The organism is Phytopseudomonas seleniipraecipitans (assembly GCF_900102335.1).
In the GTDB taxonomy this organism is placed as follows: domain Bacteria; phylum Pseudomonadota; class Gammaproteobacteria; order Pseudomonadales; family Pseudomonadaceae; genus Aquipseudomonas; species Aquipseudomonas seleniipraecipitans.
The window spans coordinates 273,348-289,464 of record NZ_FNBM01000005.1; the positions used below are offsets into that span (position 1 = coordinate 273,348).

Genomic DNA, 16,117 nt, shown 5'->3' on the forward strand with positions numbered 1-16,117 from the left:
TCACGCCCTGCCTCACCTGTCCCCTCATGCCGTCAAGCCTAGAATCCTGGACAGCGTCTATTACATGAATACTCTAAAACGCATTGCTTCCGCCTATTCCAATACCAGCCTGGTGCTGCGCATCTTCATCGGCCTGGTGCTGGGCATCCTGCTCGCCTATTTCGCACCTGCAGCCGCCGTCAAGGTGGGCCTGCTAGGTGAACTCTTCGTGCTGGCCCTGAAAGCTGTGGCGCCAGTGCTGGTGCTGGTACTGGTGACCTCTTCGCTGGCGGCTCATCAGAGCGGGCAGCCTACTCACGTGCGTCCCGTGCTGGTGATGTACCTGATCAGTACCTTCAGTGCCGCTGCCCTGGCGGTGTGCGCCAGCTTCCTGTTCCCCACCACGCTGGCGCTGGACATCAGCTCGGCCGAAGGCAACCCGCCGAGTAGCATCATCGAGGTGCTGCACAACCTGTTGATCAGCATCTTCGTCGGTCCAATCCAGGCGCTCAACACCTCCAACTACATCGCCATTCTGGCCTGGGCAATCGCGTTGGGTCTGTTTCTGCGCCATGCTGCACCGACGACCCGAGTATTTCTCGCCGATATGTCCGATGCCTTTACGCGCATCGTGCGTTTCGTCATCGAGCAAGCACCGATCGGTATCTTCGGTCTGGTCGCCAGCACCCTGGCAGTGTCCGGCTTCGAGGCGCTGTATGGTTATGCGCGTCTGCTGATGGTGATGGTCGGCTGCATGCTGGTGGTGGCATTGCTGGTCAACCCGCTGCTCGCCTTCCTCCGGATGCGCCGCAATCCCTATCCGCTGTTGTTTACAGCCCTGCGCGAAAGCGCGTTGACCGCCTTCTTCACGCGCAGCTCGGCCGCCAACATTCCGGTCAACCTGCGCCTGTGCGAAAAGCTCAAGCTGAACAAGGACACCTACTCGATCACCATTCCGCTGGGCGCCACCATCAACATGGCGGGCGCGGCCATCACCGTATCCGTGATGGCGCTGGCCACCACCCACACCCTGGGTATCACCGTTGACCTGCCGACCGCATTGCTGCTGTGCATCGTGTCGTCCCTGGCAGCGGCCGGGGTTTCTGGCGTGGCCGGTGGCTCGTTGTTGCTGATTCCGATGGCGACCAGCCTGTTCGGCGTGGATACCGAAATCGCCATGCAGGTGGTGGCCATCGGTTTCATCATCGGTGTGGTGCAGGATTCCTTCGAGACAGCCCTGAACTCGCACACCGACGTGGTATTCACCGCCGCGGCGTCGTACGGCAGTGAGCATCCGGTGGCGACAGAACAAGCGGTTCGCTCGGGACCTCAAGCGTCACGCGAATAATTTCGCCGATGCTGAAAAAAACGCGCCTTCGGGCGCGTTTTTTTATACCTGTCTTCCTGTGGCTGGGCGGGGCGAGATCAGCAATTGCGCCCCGAGGCTTTGCAGGCGGCTCGACGCTACACGTATTGGGCTGCCGCGTAGCCCGACGCCCAGGCCCACTGGAAGTTGAAGCCGCCCAGGTGCCCGGTGACGTCCAGCACTTCACCGACGAAATACAGCCCCGGCGATTTCAGCGACTCCATGGTCTTGGACGACACCTCGTTGGTATCGATACCGCCCAGCGTCACTTCCGCCGTCCGGTAGCCCTCGGTGCCGGCGGGTACCAGCTGCCAGTCGGCCAGGCGTTCAGCAACGGCTTTAAGCTCTGCCGGGGTGTATTGCTTCATCGGTTTGGAAGCGAACCAGTGCTCGGCCAGCAGGCCGGCCATCTTCTTGGTGAACAGCTCGCCGAGCAGCGTTTTCAACTCGCTGTTGGGGCGCTCGCGTTGCTGTTCCTGCAGCCACTCGGGCAGGTCGATATGCGGCAGCAGGTCGATGCTCACGGTATCGCCAGGTTGCCAGTAGGAAGATATCTGCAGGATTGCCGGGCCACTGAGGCCGCGGTGGGTGAACAGGATGTTTTCGACGAAGCTCTGGCCGTTGCAGCTCACCCGGCAGTCCTCCACCGACGTGCCTGATAGTTCCGTGCACAAGGTCTTCAGTTGTGGGTCGGTCAGCGTGAAGGGCACCAACCCCGCGCGTGTCGGTAACAACGTATGGCCGAACTGGCGCGCGATCTGGTAACCGAAGCCGGTCGCGCCGAGGGTCGGAATAGACAGCCCGCCAGTGGCGATCACCAGTGATTCACAGCTCACCGGACCCAGGCTGGTGTTCAGTCGATAACCCTTTTCACTGCGTTCGATGGTGTTTACCGAGGTGTCGAGGCGGAGGTCGACGCCGATCTGCTCGCATTCGTCCAGCAGCAGGCCGAGGATGTCGCTGGACTTGTGGTCGCAGAACAGCTGGCCGAGCTTTTTCTCGTGGTAGGGCACACCATGCTTGGCGACCAGGGCGATGAAGTCCCACTGTGTGAAGCGCGCCAGCGCGGATTTGCAGAAGTGCAGGTTGTTCGAGAGAAAATTGCCGGGCTCGCAATACAGGTTGGTGAAATTGCAGCGCCCGCCACCGGACATGAGGATCTTCTTGCCCGCCTTGTTGGCGTGGTCGAGCAGCAGTACGCTGCGGCCACGCGCGGCGGCGCTCATGGCGCACATCAAGCCGGCTGCGCCTGCGCCGATGATGACGACCTGGGATGAAAGCACGGAATGTCCTCGCAGATGCTGGGCGCCAGACATTACTGCGGGCTGGCGCGAAACGACGCAGTTTACCTGAAGGCGGGTGCGGCTCGCGTGGCGGTGCCACCGCAATCTTTTCGACGCCAGTGCTGAGGGTTCGTGATTATGCCAGGGCGGGTATTTTGTGAACTGGCCTTGTCGGGGCAGGTCTAGCCATTATTCTCAATCAATGCCGAATATGGCGATTCGCTAGTAATGGATTTGCCGCTATGGTGTGTGTCTGCCAGACGCTGTCTGCGCAGCAGCTTTCCTTCCTGCTTGTCGAGGCCTGTCATCGTTGAAAAGCTGGCCAGCATGTTGCTTTTTCCTGCTGTTATTGGCTTGCGGCGCTGAAGCCGACGGCACCCAACCCCTGCGTCTTGTCGCCGATAGCTGGCCGCCGTTCACCGACAAACGGCTCCCGGGCAATGGTGCGGCGGTTGAACTGGTGGCGACGGCGTTGAGCCGAGCCGGCTATCCCAGCGAGTACCACGAGGTGCCGTGGAATCGCGCGATCCTCGGTCTGCGCAGGGCTAACTACGATGTGCTGGTGGATTCCTGGTTCAGTGACGAGCGCTCCGAATGGGGCCACTACTCGCAGCCATACCTGATCAATCGAATCCGGCTGGTGCAGCGCAAGGGCGCCGACTTCACCTTCACCCAACTGTCCGATCTGTATCCCTACCGCATTGCCGTCATGCGTGGCTATGCCTATTCCGGTGCCTTCAACGCCGACAAGAATCTGCAGACGATTGCGGTCAGCAGTTTCGAAAGTGCCGCGCACATGTTGCAGCTTGGCCGTGTGGATCTGGCTGTGGAGGATGAATACGTTGCCCGGTTTCAATTCAGCGAGCAGCTCAAGGATATTGCCGACCAGCTGGAATTTCTGCCGGTGCCGCTGAGCGAGAATGAGCTGCACATCCTTATCCGCCTCAGCCACGGCCAGCATGCCGAGATTGCCAAGCGCTTCGATGCGGCGATCGCGGCCATGCGCGCCGATGGCAGCTATGCGGCGATCATGGCGCGTCACGGTCTTTGAGAGAGGTCACTGCCAGAGCGTGCGGGCGCGACCCTGACGTTTGGCCTGATAAAGCTGCTGGTCGGCCAGGTGCAGCAGGCTTTCCAGGTCTTCCGGGGCGCCATGGTGGACGCCCGCGCTGAATGACAGCGGCGGCGCGCCGACGGCGTACTTGAGCTGCGCGCATTGCTCTCGCAGCCTGTCGAGTGCCTCGCTCAGTTGCTCGGCATTCTGCTGGCTGACCATGGCGAACTCTTCACCACCGAGACGCCCGAGCAGGGCATCCGGGAATGCCGCACTGAGCGCGCGGGTAAAGGCGATCAACGCTGCATCGCCAGTGGCGTGACCATGCTCATCGTTGATCTGCTTGAAGAGGTCCAAGTCGAGCATCGCCACGCTCAGTTCATAGCCACTGCGCTGTGCCAACTGGAACTGTTGGAGGCCTTGCTCGTAGAACGCGCGGCGGTTGTTCAGCCCGGTCAGCGCATCGAACTGCGCAGCCTGTTTCAGCGCGCGCATCAGGTCGCGGCGCTCCAGGGTCGAGATCACCCGGCAGTTCAGCTCTTCCGGGCAGAAGGGTTTGCGCAGGAAGTCATCGGCGCCGTGCTTGATGAACATCGCGCTCAGCGAGCCTTTGGTATCGGCGGACAGCCCGAGGATGACCAGCTCATTGCGCTTCATCTTCTGGCGCAGCAGCTTGACCAATTCGAAGCCGCTGATGCCGGGCATACTGTGATCGACCACCAGCATGTCGATGTCCGGCTGGGCCTGGAGAATGCGCAGGGCTTGCTCGCCATCGCTGGCCTCGAGAATCTGGTAGCGATGGGGTGCCAGTACGTGGCGAATGAAATGCCGCGTGGCTTCCGAATCCTCGGCAACCAGAATCTTTACCTGGCTGTTGCTTTGCAGGCGATGCAGCAGGCGGAAGGCATATTCGTAGGAGTGCTGGCTTTCCTTGAGCACGTAATCGACTACGCCCTTGAACAACAGCTCGTCGCGCCGCCGTTCGTTGTACGAGCCGCTGAGCACGATGCACGGCAGGGCGTAACGCATCACCAGATCGACGCTTTCGCCATCCGGCGCATCGGGCAGGTGCAGGTCGACGATGGCGGCGAAGAACAGCGACGCCGAGGTGTCCAGCATCACCTCGGCTTCAGCCAGGGAGGCGCAGAACACCGGTTGCAGATCCGCTTCCTGGCGGAACAGATGGTCGAGGATTTTCAGTACCAGCGGGCTGTCTTCGATGACCAGAATATTGCGCACGGAACCCCCTGTGCGGATCTGCAGTTACCTTGAGTCTACAACGTGCGCACGCGCAACGAGCGGCCTTTGATCTTGCCTTCGCTGAGGCACTTGAGCGCCTGCACGGCCAGGCTGCGCTCAACGGCTACATAGGCCTGGAAGTCGAAAATAGCGATCTTGCCGACCTGCGCGCCAGGGATACCACCCTCGCCGGTGAGTGCACCGAGAATGTCGCCGGGGCGCAGTTTGTCTTTGCGCCCGGCGCCGATACACAGGGTCATCATGAGCGGTTGCAGTGGCGCGCCGCCTTGATGTTTCAAGCTGCTCAGCGGGTGCCAGTTGAGTGGCGACTTTTGCAGGGTTTCGATAGCTTGGGCACGATGGCCTTCGGCGGGTGCAACCAGGCTCATCGCCAGGCCTTTCTCGCCTGCGCGGCCGGTGCGGCCAACGCGGTGAATGTGAATTTCCGAATCGCGCGCCAGTTCGACGTTGATCACCATGTCCAGGGCATCGATATCCAGACCGCGTGCGGCCACGTCGGTGGCGACCAGTACCGACAGGCTGCGGTTGGCAAACATCGCCAGCACCTGATCACGGTCGCGTTGCTCCAGATCACCGTGCAGGGCGGCTGCGGACATGCCTTTGGCGGTAAGGTGGTCGACGACTTCCTGGCACTGTTGCTTGGTGAAGCAGAAGGCCACGCAGGATGTCGGGCGGTAGCTATTGAGCAGTTTGACGACGGCGTCCATGCGCTCGTCAGGCGTGATTTCATAGAAGCGTTGTTCGATCTGGCTGTCGTCGTGCAGGGCTTCGACCTTGACCTGCTGCGGGTTGCGCATGAAGGTCGCCGACAACTGCTTGATGCCGGCCGGATAGGTAGCCGAGAACAGCAGCGTCTGGCGGCGTTCCGGGGTGTGCCCGATGATCTCGGCGATGCTGTCGTAAAAGCCCATGTCGAGCATGCGGTCGGCTTCGTCGAGCACCAGGGTATTTAGACCGTCCAGTTTCAGCGTGCCCTTGGCCAGGTGCTGCTGCACGCGACCCGGCGTGCCGACGATAATCTGCGCACCATGCTCCAGGGAGCCGATCTGCGGACCGAACGGCACGCCACCGCAGAGGGTGAGGATCTTGATATTGTCTTCGCCGCGCGCCAGGCGACGCAGCTCCTTGGCGACCTGATCGGCCAGCTCGCGGGTCGGGCACAGCACCAGCGCCTGGCAGCCAAAGTAGCGCGGGTTGAGCGGTGCCAGCAGGCCGATGCCGAAGGCGGCGGTCTTGCCGCTGCCGGTCTTGGCCTGGGCGATCAGGTCCATGCCCTTGAGCATGACCGGCAGGCTTTGGGCCTGGATCGGCGTCATCTCTGCGTAACCGAGGGACTCGAGGTTCGCCAGCATGGCGGGCGACAGGGCAAGCGAAGAGAAAGCGGTAGCGGTCACGGTAAAGAGCCTAAAGCGAACAGTCGAAGGCGCCTAGTGTAGCAGGCGCAGTGCCGGGGCCTGCGCCTATCGCTGTGCCTACTCGTCGACCTCGACCTTGACCCGCCGGGCGCTGCGGCCATCATCCGGCGACAACTGCAGGAATATCCCCGCAGCCAGGATCGTCAGCAGGCCGATGCACAGGTAGGTGGACTGGAAGGCGCTCAGCACGCCGTCGGCGGCGGCCTGATTGTCCAGGCTGAAGCCGCTCAGTAACGCGGCGCCTGTGGCGATGCCCATGCTGATCGACAGCTGCACCACCACCGACAGCAGGCCGTTGCCGCTGCTCGCTTCGCTGTCGGGCACGTCGATCAGGGTCACGGTGTTCATGGCAGTGAACTGCAGGGAGTTGAAGGCGCCGATCAGGCTCAGTTGGATGGCCAGCTGCAGGTGCGAGGTCTGCCCGTCGACCAGTGCCATGCTGGTGATCAGCAAGCCCAGCAGCACGGTGTTGAAGGTCAGGATGCGTCGGTAGCCAAGGCGGTCGATCAGTGGTTTGGCCAGCGGCTTCATGGCCATGGCGGCGAGTGCCAGGGGGATCATGCTCATGCCGGCCTGGGCCGGTGAATAGCCCATGCCCAACTGCAGCAGCAGCGGGGTAAGAAACGGCAAGGCACCGGTGCCAAGACGCGCGAAGATATTGCCGAAGATGCCCACCGCGAAACTGCGCGTGTTGAACAGCCGCGGCGGGAACAGCGCGTTGGCCGTACGTCCGGCGCGCAGCCAGTAGGCCGCCAGGCACGCCAGACCGCCGAGCAGCAAAAGCACCACGCGCATGTGCGGCAGGTGCAGCTCACCCAGGCCTTCCAGTGCCATGGTAATCAGCAGCATGCTGGCTCCGAACAGCAGGAAACCTGCCAGGTCGAAGCGCGTCCGCTCGCTGCCACGCAGCTCCGGCATGAAGCGATAGGCGGCCCAGCAGCCAACGGCGCCGACCGGCAGGTTGAGCAGGAAGATCCAGTGCCAGCTGGCGTACTCCACCAGCCAGCCGCCCAGGGTCGGGCCGATCAGCGGGCCGAGCAGGCCGGGCAGGGTGATGAAGCTCATGATGCGTACCAGTTCCGTGCGCGGGTAGGCGCGCAGGACCACCAGCCGCCCTACCGGCATCATCAGCGCGCCACCAAAACCCTGGATGATGCGTGCGATCACCAGCATGTTCAGCGACTGCGAGACCGCGCACAGGAGCGAGCCGAAGCTGAACAGCAGGATAGCGCTGAAGAAGATGTGCCGGGTACCGAAGCGATCCGCCAGCCAGCCGGATGCCGGGATCAGCAATGCCACGGTGAGCATGTAGGCAATGATTACCGACTGCATGCGCAGCGGGTCTTCGGACAGGTCGGCGGCCATGCTCGGCAGGGCCGTGTTGAGGATGGTGCCGTCCAGGGTCTGCATGAAGAACGCAATGGCGACGATCCAGGGCAGCAGGCGGGCAGTACGGGCATCGAGCAGGGTCATGGTGGTCTCACTACGGGGTCATACGCTATCCATGCCGGTCATCGAGACATGGGTGCTAGGATGAACGGTGGCCAGCACGGCCAGTGTATCGGGCTGCGGATGGTTCGGTGCAGCCCATGTCGCCGAGGGAAATATCGCTAGGTCAGGCCAAAGGTGTTCCGGCGCTGCCGTTGCGAAGAATCAACAGACCTCAGGGAGGATTGATATGCGTTGTCTGTTGTTGCTCGTTCTGCTCTGGTCGTGCCAGTCCTTGGCGGCCGGGTTCTCGCAGCCAGTCGTTATCGATGGTCAGTTGCGTAGCTATCAGCCCACAGGCGCCGCTAGTGAGCCCTGGCGGATCTGCGTGCTGATCCCGAATGCCAAGGACCGTTACTGGTGGGGCGTGACATGGGGGTTGCAGCAGGAAGCGCAACGCCTGGGCGTCCGACTCGGTATTTACGAGGCGGGTGGCTACGACCATCCCGACGTTCAAGTGAGGCAGTTCGACCATTGTGTTGCTAAAGGTGCCGATGGCTTTCTGATTGCTGCTATCAATCCTTCCGACCTGTGTTCGCGTATTGCGGTTCAGCAAAGCGCCGGACGCCCGGTGATTGATCTGATCAATGGCCTGGGCTGTGAGACGCTGAGCTCACGCTCGCGCGTTGACTTCGCCGATATGGCCAGCGCGACCGTGACGTACCTGAGCAAACTCAGCGCAGGTCGGCCCATTCGCGTCGGCTGGTTGCCAGGGCCGGTCGACGCTGGCTGGATAAAAGATGCCGAGCGCGGTTTGCACGCAGCCCTGCACGGCACAGCCATCACCCTCGTGCATGGCGGCTACGGTCCGCTGGACCGCAGCCGTCAGGCGCAGTTGACGCGCAAGCTGTTCAAGGCTGAGCCCAAACTGGACTACGTGATCGGCAACGCCGAAGCTGCCTTGTTCGCCACCGAGCTGGTGGGCAGTGCCCATTCGCGAACGCGGGTGCTGTCGCTTTACGCGACTGATCGCGTGCTTCAGCAGATACGCGAAGGTGATTTGCTGGCCGCGCCAACCGACTCGCCAGTAACTCAGGCACGTATCGCCCTGGATCTCGCGGTCCGCGGTCTCAAGGGCGAGGCGCTGCCCGCGATCATCAGCCCTCAGGTAGAGATGCTTGATATCCGTACCTTGCAACGCTTTGACCTGCAGCGCCTGGCTCCCCCAGGAGGCTATCGGATGACAACCCAGGAATTGCCCAACTAACTGGCCGAGCGCATCGCTTCGACTGAGCGTAGCGGCGTGCCACGCACCGGTGTGCCGTTGGCCTTGTAATACGCCGCTTTGCTGCGTGGCAGCGGTTGCTGGCCACGAATGCGGTCGGCGATCTTCTCGGCGATCATAATGGTGGTGGCGTTGAGGTTGCCGGTGATGATCTCCGGCATGATCGACGCATCCACCACACGCAGGCCCTGCAGGCCGTGCACGCGGCCCTGGCCATCGACCACCGCCATGTCGTCTTCGCCCATCTTGCACGAGCAGGACGGATGGAAGGCCGTCTCTGCATGTTCACGAATAAAGGCGTCCAGCTCGGCATCGCTCTGCACATGGGCGCCTGGGCTCAGTTCACGACCGCGGTACGGGTCGAGGGCTGGCTGGTTGATGATCTCGCGGGTCAGGCGGATGCCGTCGCGAAACTCCTGCCAGTCCTGCTCATGTGCCATGTAATTGAACAGGATGCTCGGGTGCTGACGCGGGTCTTTGGACTTGAGCTGCACGCGGCCACGGCTTGGCGAGCGCATCGAGCCGACATGGGCCTGAAAGCCATGCTCCTTTACCGCATTGCTGCCGTTGTAATTGATCGCCACGGGCAAGAAGTGATACTGCAGGTTCGGCCACTCGAACTCTTCGCGCGAGCGGATGAAGCCACCGGCCTCGAACTGGTTGCTGGCGCCGATACCGTCGCCGGCCAGCAGCCATTTGGCGCCGATCCCGGGCTGGTTGAGCATCTTCAGGGCCGGGTACAGCGACACCGGCTGGGTACAGGCGTACTGCACGTACACCTCCAGGTGATCCTGCAGGTTGGCACCCACGCCAGGCAGGTCATGCACGACATCAATGTCCAGGCCACGCAACAATTCACCGGAGCCGACGCCGGAGCGCTGCAGGATCTGCGGCGAGGCGATGGCACCTGCACACAGAAGTACTTCACAGCGTGCCGTGGCGACGGTGGCATCGTTCGAGTTGCCAATCAGGTAGCTGACGCCGCTGGCGCGCTTGCCGTCGAACAGGATGCGGTCGGTGGTCGCATGGGTGACGATGGTCAGGTTGGCGCGCTCGCGGGCCTGGTCCAGATAGCCGCGTGCGGTGCTGGCGCGCCGGCCTTCCGGGGTCACGGTGCGGTCCATCGGGCCAAAGCCTTCCTGCTGGTAACCGTTGAGGTCATCGGTACGCGGGTAGCCAGCCTGCACGCCGGCTTCGACCATGGCGTGGAACAGCGGGTTGTTGTCGGCCTTGGGCGTGGTGACGCTCACCGGGCCGCTGTCGCCGTGGTAATCGTTGGCACCGATATCACGGGTTTCCGCCTTGCGGAAGTACGGCAGGCAGTCCAGGTAACTCCAGTCTTCGAGACCGGGCTGCTTGGCCCAATTGTCGAAGTCCATGGCGTTGCCGCGGATGTAGCACATGCCGTTGATCAGCGATGAACCGCCCAGGCCCTTGCCGCGCCCGCATTCCATCCGGCGGTTGTCCATGTAAGGCTCGGGGTCGGTCTCGTAGGCCCAGTTGTAGCGGCGACCCTGCAGCGGAAACGCCAGGGCGGCGGGCATCTGGGTACGGAAGTCGAGGCGATAATCCGGGCCGCCGGCTTCCAGCAGCAGCACGCTGACGCTGGCGTCTTCGGTCAGGCGGGTTGCCAGTACGTTGCCGGCAGAGCCGGCGCCGATGATGATGTAATCGAATTCGTGGGACATGGTGGCCTCCTGGTAGGTGGCTGAGCCTTGGGCCAAGCGGATCGCAGGCCCGTGTCCGGCTCATGGAGCAGGTTGTGCCGCGCTGCCGGGGCGCCGGTTGGCGCCGCTCGGCAAACGCATTCAGAACACCGAGGCGTATTCGCCGAGTTCGACCTGCACGGATTTGATGCGGGTGTAATGGGCCAGCGTGGTCAGGCCGTTCTCGCGGCCGACGCCGGATTGCTTGTATCCGCCCACTGGCATTTCGGCAGCGGACTCACCCCAGGTATTGATCCAGCAGATACCTGCTTCCAGCTTGTGGATAACCCGGTGCGCGCGGTTCAGATCGCGCGTGACGATGCCAGCGGCCAGGCCGTAGTCGGTATCGTTGGCGCGTCGGATGACTTCCTCTTCGCTGTCGTAGATGAGGATGCTCATCACCGGGCCGAAGATCTCCTCGCGCACGATGGTCATATCGTCACGGCAGTCGGTAAACACCGTCGGTGCCACATAGGCGCCATTGGCGTAGTCGCCCTCGATCACGCGTTCGCCGCCGGTTAGCAGGCGTGCGCCTTGCTGGCGACCTGTTTCGATGTAGCCCAGCACGCGCTCCATGTGGGCGAAGCTGACCAGCGGGCCGAAGTTGGTCTGATCGTCCTGCGGACTGCCCAGGCGAATGCGCTTGACGCGCTCCAGCACCTTGCTTTCGAAGCGTGCCTGCAGCGCACGCGGCACGAACACGCGGGTGCCGTTGGTGCACACCTGGCCGGAACTGTAGAAGTTGGCCATCAGCGCGATGTCGGCGGCGCGATCCAGGTCGGCGTCTTCGAAAACAATCAGTGGCGACTTGCCGCCCAGTTCCATGGTCACTTCCTTGAGCGACGAGCTGGAGGCGCTGGCCATGACCTTTTTGCCGGTGACGGTGCCGCCGGTGAAGGAGATCTTCTCGATCCGCGGATGCTCGGTGAGCCACTGGCCGACTTCGCTGCCGGTGCCGGTCAGCACGTTGAACACGCCATCCGGTAGGCCGGCTTCGCTGTAAATCTCGGCCAGCTTGAGGGTGGTCAGCGAGGTGACTTCGCTGGGTTTGAAGATCATTGCGTTGCCGGCGGCCAGGGCTGGGGCGGATTTCCACAGGGCGATCTGAATCGGGTAGTTCCAGGCGCCAATACCGGCAACCACGCCCAGCGGCTCGCGGCGGGTGTAGACGAAGCTGGTGTCGCGCAGCGGGATCTGTTCACCCTCGATGGCCGGGATCAGACCCGCGTAATACTCGAGCACATCGGCGCCAGTGACGATGTCGACGTAACGGGTTTCGCTCAGCGGCTTGCCGGTGTCGAGGGTTTCCAGCTCGGCCAGCTCGTCGTTGCGCTCACGCAGGATATCCACGGCGCGGCGCAAGATGCGCGAACGCTGCATGGCGGTCATCGCCGCCCAGACTTTCTGGCCCTGCTCGGCACTGGCGACGGCACGTTCGACATCGTCCCGGCTGGCGCGCTGGATGTTGGCCAGCACTTCGCCGTTGGCCGGGTTGATGCTTTGCAGCGTCGCGCTGCTGCTGGAGTCGACGTAACGGCCGCCTATGTAAAGCTTCTGGTCTTCGAATCGGGCCATGGGGCGTTCTCCTGATCGGGCCAGGACGCTGCAGGCGCTCTGGCGGATGAATCGGCGTGAACGAGGTGAAAAGACATGCCAGCCGATTTGGTTAAAAAACAGCCTACTTTATTTTTATTGATCGATCAATCAATAAAAATCCTGCGGGCGACGAGAAGCGAGCCGAATACGACATGTGAATCAGTGTCGGGGTGAAGCTGGCAGGGTGCTGCCATGTAGGCGCCGCGGCCCTGCGGCGTATGGCGCGGGCACTACCGATGGCGCGGCAAGGCCGTTATCGAGTCGCGCCGAGGTGGACGCTCCTACCTGGCCGGGGCTGCCGTGTAGGAGCCCGCTTGCAGACGATCAGCTGAGCGCGGTTTCTGCCTTGGCCAATTGCAGGTCGAGGTAGTCGTAGGCGATCTGCGCCGCCTGGCGAGTATCGAAGCTTTCCCCCGACAGCGCGCCGCGCAGCCACAACCCATCGATCAGTGCGGCCATGCCGCGCGCGGCTGCGCGAGCCTGCGGTTGCGGCAATACGCGGCGGAACTGGCCGCACAGGTTCGAGTACAGGCGCTGGTCGTTGACTCGCTGCAGGCGGCGCAGCGAGGGTTGGTGCATGCTGCTGGCCCAGAACGCCAGCCAGGTTTTCATGGCCGGCCCGCTGACTTGGGTTTCGTCGAAGTTGCCGTCGATGATCGCGCGCAGGCGTGCCTGGGGCGTGTCTTCACGCAGCAACCGGTAACGGGCATGGACGGCTTCGCTCAACGCCTGCATCAGATGACGCATGGTTGCTTCCAGCAGGCCGTTCTTGTCCTGGAAATAGTGACTGATGATGCCGTTCGACACGCCGGCGAGACGGGCGATGTAGGCGATGCTGGCATCGCTCATGCCCACTTGGTCGACGGCTTCGAGGGTCGCGGCAATCAGTTGCGAGCGGCGGATCGGCTGCATTCCGACCTTGGGCATCATGTTCTCCGGCAAGGGTTGTGGCGGCAGTCTAACAGAGGCATCCGGGGGCGGATCGTTCAGGCGTCCCGATCAACCAGCCGATAGCCGACCCCTGCTTCGGTGACGATCAACCTTGGCGCTGCAGGATCGTCGCCGAGCTTTTGGCGCAGGTGGGCGATGACGATGCGCAGGTAGTGGCTGTGCTCGATATGGCTGGGCCCCCAGATGTCACGCAATAGCTGCTGCTGGGTGACGACCATGCCAGGATGGCGGGCGAGCGTTTCCAGCACGGCGTATTCCTTGCGCGTCAGGCCGATGTCCTGGTCATCCAGGCTGACCCGGCGAAAGGCGAAGTCGACCCGCAACGGGCCACTGATCAGCGCGGCGGCAGGCCGTTGCGTCGAGGGACGGTTGCGCAGCAGGGCGCGTACCCGGGCGAGAAATTCCTGCACGCCGAAGGGTTTGCTGACGTAGTCGTTGGCGCCCTGGTCAAGGGCCATGACCTTGTCCTTTTCCCCGGCGCGTACCGAGAGCACCAGCACCGGTACACTCGACCACTCGCGCAGCCGCGCCAGCACTTCCTGGCCGTCCATGTCCGGTAGGCCGAGGTCGAGCACCACCAGGTCGGGTTGCTCCAGGGCTGCCAAACGCAGTGCCGCCTCGCCGCAATCGGCTTCGATCACTCGGTAATTCTGGGCTTGCAGGCCGATCCGCAGGAATTTGCGAATGGCCGCTTCGTCATCGACCAGCAGGATGCTTGCCGCATTCATGTTGGCGCGCCCTCGTGTTCGGCAGGTTCGCCACCCGGTGCGGCAGCCAGTGGCATGTGCAAGGTCAGTGTGCTACCGCGGCCGAGCACCGAGGCGACGCTCACGTGACCGCCGTGGGCGGTAAGCATGCCCTGACAGATCGCCAGGCCCAGGCCGGTACCACCGCCACCGCGGTCACCCCGCGCAGCGGTGTAGAACATGTCGAAGATGCGCGCTTGCTCATCCTCGGGAATGCCAGGGCCCTGGTCGCTCACGGCGATGTTCAGCCAGGCGCCATGGCTGCTGACACGAATACCGATTTCACCGCCCGGCGGCGAGAAGCGTGCGGCGTTTTCCAATACGTTGATCAAGGCCTGCTCGATCAATGCACCTTGTGCCCACAGCAGCGGCGTATCGTCCGGTACGTCGTAGCTGACACGCAGCGGCTGCAGCATCGGTCGCAAACGTTGCAGGGCCACGGCGATCAGGTCGCCAGCGCTCACCCAGTCGCGCTCCAGCTGCAAGGCGCCGTGGCTGAGGCGGGTCATATCCAACAGGTTCTGTATGTAACGATCCAGGCGGGCGGCCTCGGTGCCGGTGTCCTGCAGCAGTTCGTCGCGGACTGCCGCGTCGAGGTTGTCCGCGAACAGTTGCAGGGTTTCGATATTGCCGCGCATGGCCGTCAACGGGGTGCGCAGGTCGTGGGAAACCGAAGCCAGCAGGGCGCTGCGCAAGCGCTCGGTCTCGTGGTGCAGGCGTGAATGGGCCAATGCCTCGGCGATCCTTACGCGGGCCAATGCGTTACTCAGCAATGGCAGCAGGGTACCGATCAGGCGGCGCTGCTCAATGGGCGGCGCATCGCCTTGGCCGGTGCGCACGCCAAGCAGCGCCAGCGGTTGATCGACCTCCAGCAGCGGCCACCACCACCAGTGCGGGCGCGCCAGGCTGTGGCTGTCGTAACCACGGGGCTGGCCATTGCGCCAGGCATGTTCGGCACTGATCCGCTCCAGCTCGCTGAGGTCGGGAGGGCTGCCGTCGAGCGCCTGCCAGTGGCCGTTCTCGTCGAGGCTGAGCAGGCACAACTGCTGATCGGGAAGGTCCAGCTGACGAGCCATGGCGTGGAACAGGTCGCTGTGATCCCGTGCATTGCTCAGGCGTTCGGCGAACAGCAGCAACTGCTGGGTCTGCGCCTGCGCCTGCTGCAGGTCCTGATACTGCCGGCGCTGGCGGGCGGCAAGGTTGCCGGTGAGCAAGGCCATCAGCAGAAAAAAAACCAGAGTGAGGATGTCCTGCTCGCGGTGGATCACTACCGACCAGGCCGGCGGCAGAAAGTAAAAGCCATAGGCGCCGAACGACAGCAGCGCGCAAAGCAGCGCCGGGCCGGTGCTGCTGCGTACCGCCACCAGCAGCACGGCGGCGAGGAATACCAGGGAGATGTTCGGCAGGTCGAGCCAGCCCGAGACGGCCTGCGCCAGCAACGCGCCGACGAATGCTGCCACAACCGCCAGTAAGTACTCGGAGAACGGCGCGGTCGCTTGCGGCGGGCGCCTCTCGCTAGGCTTGCCCGGCAGGTTGAGCGCGCCGATCTCGAAGCCGTCGGCGTGGCGCAGCAAGGTCTTCACAAGCGCGCGTCGACCGCTACCAGCGCACCAGAGCCCTGCCGCCTGGCGGCTATGGGCGAACTCCACGAGTGAGGTTGCGCGGTTGCGGCCCTGCAGTTGCACGTAGCTGCCGCCGAGCTGTTCACAGAGGTGTTCCAGCGCGCCCATGGCCTGATGCCGGGCGCTGTCTGCAACCGCTACGGCGATCCACGGCCGACCGCGCAGCCGTGCCAGTTCGGCGACGTGGCTGAGCAGTGCCTCATCATTTGCCTGGCCGCTCAGGCAGGCCAGCAGTGGCCCCTGTGAATAACGCAGCGTGGAGGGTGCAGCGGTAGGCATGGTGATTTCCGTGGCCGGGGCTGTGCCGATCATGGCCCGCTGCAAGGTTGGCGTAAAGAACTGCGGATGGCCGTAAAAATGCCGTAAAACTTTGCCGGCCGGTGCTGTGGGTAACGGGCTTCAGGCGTATATCTGCAGGCATCTGCA

Annotated in this window: 12 protein-coding genes; 3 read left to right on the forward strand and 9 right to left on the reverse strand. The window is 63.2% G+C overall.

The window, feature by feature from the left end:
* Positions 1-64: 64 nt before the first annotated feature.
* On the forward strand, positions 65-1,327 hold the full coding sequence (gene sstT / locus BLS60_RS13185; protein ID WP_092368774.1) for a serine/threonine transporter SstT: 1,263 nt from the start codon (positions 65-67) through the stop codon (positions 1,325-1,327).
* Between the two features lie 116 nt (positions 1,328-1,443).
* Here sstT and BLS60_RS13190 read toward each other — a convergent pair whose 3' ends face one another.
* Positions 1,444-2,628, reverse strand: a complete 1,185-nt coding sequence (locus BLS60_RS13190) for a BaiN/RdsA family NAD(P)/FAD-dependent oxidoreductase (RefSeq protein WP_092368777.1) — start codon at positions 2,626-2,628, stop codon at positions 1,444-1,446.
* 301 nt (positions 2,629-2,929) lie between these two features.
* Between BLS60_RS13190 and BLS60_RS13195 the strand changes: the two genes are divergently transcribed.
* Complete coding sequence (locus tag BLS60_RS13195) at positions 2,930-3,679, forward strand: substrate-binding periplasmic protein (protein ID WP_420848463.1); 750 nt, start codon at positions 2,930-2,932, stop codon at positions 3,677-3,679.
* A gap of 6 nt (positions 3,680-3,685) precedes the next feature.
* Here the strand turns inward: BLS60_RS13195 and BLS60_RS13200 are convergent, their stop codons facing one another.
* From BLS60_RS13200 to mdtD, 3 genes are all read right to left on the reverse strand, one after another.
* Positions 3,686-4,921: a diguanylate cyclase domain-containing protein gene (locus BLS60_RS13200; RefSeq protein ID WP_092368780.1), complete on the reverse strand. Its 1,236-nt coding sequence runs from the start codon at positions 4,919-4,921 to the stop codon at positions 3,686-3,688.
* A gap of 35 nt (positions 4,922-4,956) precedes the next feature.
* On the reverse strand, positions 4,957-6,336 hold the full coding sequence (gene dbpA / locus BLS60_RS13205; protein WP_083328619.1) for an ATP-dependent RNA helicase DbpA: 1,380 nt from the start codon (positions 6,334-6,336) through the stop codon (positions 4,957-4,959).
* 78 nt (positions 6,337-6,414) lie between these two features.
* Positions 6,415-7,830, reverse strand: a complete 1,416-nt coding sequence (mdtD, locus tag BLS60_RS13210; RefSeq protein WP_070880883.1) for a multidrug transporter subunit MdtD — start codon at positions 7,828-7,830, stop codon at positions 6,415-6,417.
* 205 nt (positions 7,831-8,035) lie between these two features.
* Between mdtD and torT the strand changes: the two genes are divergently transcribed.
* Positions 8,036-9,052 (forward strand): TMAO reductase system periplasmic protein TorT, encoded by a 1,017-nt coding sequence (gene torT, locus BLS60_RS13215; protein WP_092368783.1) that lies wholly within the window; start codon positions 8,036-8,038, stop codon positions 9,050-9,052.
* On the opposite strand, the gene betA is transcribed toward torT, so the two are convergent.
* From betA to BLS60_RS13240, 5 genes are all read right to left on the reverse strand, one after another.
* Positions 9,049-10,758 carry a choline dehydrogenase gene (gene betA, locus BLS60_RS13220; protein ID WP_092368786.1) on the reverse strand — a complete coding sequence of 570 codons (1,710 nt, stop codon included), beginning with the start codon at positions 10,756-10,758 and terminating at the stop codon, positions 9,049-9,051. The two genes, torT and betA, sit on opposite strands and share 4 nt — an antisense overlap.
* Positions 10,759-10,878: 120 nt before the next feature.
* Positions 10,879-12,351, reverse strand: a complete 1,473-nt coding sequence (gene betB / locus BLS60_RS13225) for a betaine-aldehyde dehydrogenase (protein ID WP_070880880.1) — start codon at positions 12,349-12,351, stop codon at positions 10,879-10,881.
* A gap of 345 nt (positions 12,352-12,696) precedes the next feature.
* The gene (betI, locus tag BLS60_RS13230; protein WP_092368789.1) at positions 12,697-13,299 is read right to left on the reverse strand and encodes a transcriptional regulator BetI; all 603 of its coding nucleotides are present in this window, start codon (positions 13,297-13,299) and stop codon (positions 12,697-12,699) included.
* A gap of 59 nt (positions 13,300-13,358) precedes the next feature.
* On the reverse strand, positions 13,359-14,051 hold the full coding sequence (locus BLS60_RS13235; protein ID WP_092368792.1) for a response regulator: 693 nt from the start codon (positions 14,049-14,051) through the stop codon (positions 13,359-13,361).
* Positions 14,048-15,970, reverse strand: a complete 1,923-nt coding sequence (locus BLS60_RS13240; protein ID WP_244153406.1) for an ATP-binding protein — start codon at positions 15,968-15,970, stop codon at positions 14,048-14,050. Before BLS60_RS13240 ends, BLS60_RS13235 begins: the two co-directional genes overlap by 4 nt.
* Between the last annotated feature and the right edge of the window lie 147 nt (positions 15,971-16,117).

Coding starts and splice junctions, on each gene's coding strand:
- sstT (WP_092368774.1), top strand. CDS start 65: ATGAATACTCTAAAACGCATTGCTTCCGCCTATTCCAATACCAGCCTG.
- mdtD (WP_070880883.1), bottom strand. CDS start 7,830: ATGACCCTGCTCGATGCCCGTACTGCCCGCCTGCTGCCCTGGATCGTC.
- torT (WP_092368783.1), top strand. CDS start 8,036: ATGCGTTGTCTGTTGTTGCTCGTTCTGCTCTGGTCGTGCCAGTCCTTG.
- betA (WP_092368786.1), bottom strand. CDS start 10,758: ATGTCCCACGAATTCGATTACATCATCATCGGCGCCGGCTCTGCCGGC.
- betB (WP_070880880.1), bottom strand. CDS start 12,351: ATGGCCCGATTCGAAGACCAGAAGCTTTACATAGGCGGCCGTTACGTC.
- betI (WP_092368789.1), bottom strand. CDS start 13,299: ATGCCCAAGGTCGGAATGCAGCCGATCCGCCGCTCGCAACTGATTGCC.
- BLS60_RS13235 (WP_092368792.1), bottom strand. CDS start 14,051: ATGAATGCGGCAAGCATCCTGCTGGTCGATGACGAAGCGGCCATTCGC.
- BLS60_RS13240 (WP_244153406.1), bottom strand. CDS start 15,970: ATGCCTACCGCTGCACCCTCCACGCTGCGTTATTCACAGGGGCCACTG.